This window comes from Ilumatobacter sp. (assembly GCF_049588435.1).
In the GTDB taxonomy this organism is placed as follows: domain Bacteria; phylum Actinomycetota; class Acidimicrobiia; order Acidimicrobiales; family Ilumatobacteraceae; genus Ilumatobacter_A.
In genome coordinates this window covers 1-2,339 of the sequence record NZ_JBAVYV010000203.1, presented here as the reverse complement: position 1 = coordinate 2,339, position 2,339 = coordinate 1, and the positions used below count along the sequence as shown (strand labels likewise).

The window sequence follows — 2,339 nt, the reverse complement described above, 5'->3', positions numbered from 1 at the left end:
ATGTGGCGCATATCGAGCGTGATGCGCGTCTCTCCGGCCGTGGCTGTCACAACCCCGGGCCACAGCGCGGCACTCCCCACCGTCGTCACACCGTCGTGGGCGACCCCGATGTCGGCGACCGCGAGAGCGAACCTGGAAGCAGCGCGGAAGCTGTCCTTGCGCATCTCCATCGGCATGGTCCCGGCGTGCGATGCCTGCCCGCGGAAGATCAGCCGCTCGCGTTCGATGCCCTTGGTTCCGGTCACTGTGCAGATGCCGAGACCCATCGACTCAAGCACCGGACCCTGCTCGATGTGCAACTCGATGTAGGCCCGGACCTCGGTCAGACTCGTTCTGGCGGCATCGAGGTCGGTGAGCTTCACCCCGTATTCGGCGAGCACGTCGGGCAGCGTGTTGCCATCACGATCGACCAGCCCGGAGAGGACATCGAGGTCGAGCGTGCCCATCGCAGCGCCGCTGCCGAACAGGCTGCGACCGAAGCGTGCACCCTCCTCGTCGGCCCAGTCAACGAGTGCCACGGTGACAGGCGGAATACCGTCGTCGGCCAGAGATCGCAGGAGCTCGAGTCCGGCGAACACCCCGAGCGATCCATCGAGCCAGCCACCCTTCGGGACGCTGTCGAGATGGCTCCCGACGACGAGCGTGTCACTGGTGACTCCGGGCAGCACTGCCCAGAGATTGCCGGCAGCATCGGTGTCGACGCTCACGGGAATGCTCTGCAACGCCTCGCGTAACATGTTTCGTGCTTCGAGCCACTCGGAGGTCCACGCCAGCCGCCGCGAACCCTCCGAGCCCCCGGTGAGCTCGTCCAGCTCACGCAGCTGACTGACGACGCGCGCCGGGTCGTAGGTGCCGGTGGAGACGGGTGCGGCCTGTTCATCGTCGATGTCGGGAGGAGCCATGCGAACATGATCGACACGCCCATCGCCACCTGGATCACCCACCAGGGGCGATCTCGGGGCGGTGTGTTGCCACCGTGTTAATGATGGATGGCGGGATGACGTCGGGCGACCCACGAGCCTCGTCCTCGGTAGGTTGCGTCGCGTGCAACCGGTGGCTCGGCAGGATGCCCGACGGGCGAACAGACCGCGCGGGCAGGTCGTGCGGCCACGGTTGGTCCGTCTGGTCGACGGGATCGGATCCGGACAGGTCGTCGCGATTTCGGCGCCCGCGGGCTGGGGAAAGAGCGAGTTGCTGGCGTCGTGGGAGCAGCACCGACAGTTCACCGCACCGACTGCGTGGGTCACGCTGGCGACGGGCGACAACCACTCGCATCGCTTCTGGCGTCGACTCCTGGCCGCAGTGACCGAAGCCGACTGGTCCGGCAGCGACGCCTTTCGTTTGCTCGACCTTGCTCCACCCGACGGCGAACTCGAGGGCGAACAGATCGTTCGAGCGATCGTTGATCGCGTTCCAGCCGACGCCACCACCCTCGTCATTGTTCTCGATGACGTTCATCTGCTCGCCGGGGACGACAGCGCCGAAGACCTGGCGCTCCTGCTTCGCAACTGCCCAGCGCCGTGGCGACTCGTTCTCAGCGGTCGTTCGCTTCCACTTCCGTTGATGCGTCTGCGAGTTGCCGGACTGTTGACCTCGGTCACCCGCGACGAGCTGGCGTTCGACGTCGCGGAGGCCACCGAACTCTTGGAGAGCACCGGCTGCCACCTCCAGCAGGACGAGGTCGCCGAAATCGTCGCGTGTACCGGTGGGTGGGCCGCTGGTCTCCGATTGGCTGCAATCCCGCTCACGCGAGGAATCCCCCTCGACGACGTTCTCGCCGGGGTCCGCTCGGGCCGGCACGACGTCGAGCAGTACTTCGAAGAGGAGGTCGTAGGTGCACTCGACCCCGACATCACCGACTTCTTGAAGTCGACGTGTGTGTCCCCGATGCTCGACGAGCAACTGGCGCGTCATCTGTCTGGGCGAGACGATGCCGGGGTCCTGCTTCGATCGCTGACGGACTCCGGGATCTTCACTGCACCCGACCGCGACCTCGCCAACACCTTCCGATACCACCCGCTGCTCGCAGAATCACTCGAGCGTTTCCTTGCGGCCACCGACCCCACACTGCACCGAGAGCTCCACCGCGCAGCTGCGCAATGGAACGACGATCACGGAACTTCGGAGACAGCGTTCGTGCACGCGGTGGCCTGCGAGGATTGGCCGAGGTGCGTGCGGTTGATCGACAGCTTGTGGATCCCGATGTTCGTGCGTGGCGACGTCGACGGAATCGCCAAGTTGCTCGAGGTCGTACCACAGCACCTGGTCGACAACGACACAGGGCTTACCGCTCTGCGGTCGCTCGTCTTTCTCGACCAGACAGACACCCCCCGGATCGC

General features: G+C 65.8%; 2 protein-coding genes. One reads left to right on the top strand and one right to left on the bottom strand.

The genetic code is table 11. The features are described from left to right. Nucleotides 1–902: hydantoinase/carbamoylase family amidase (locus WBV89_RS07725; RefSeq protein WP_423980753.1), on the bottom strand; the 902-nt coding region annotated here is incomplete at its 3' end. A gap of 142 nt (nt 903–1,044) precedes the next feature. Here WBV89_RS07725 and WBV89_RS07720 point away from each other — a divergent pair. Then, nucleotides 1,045–2,339: AAA family ATPase (locus WBV89_RS07720; protein ID WP_423980752.1), on the top strand; the 1,295-nt coding region annotated here is incomplete at its 3' end.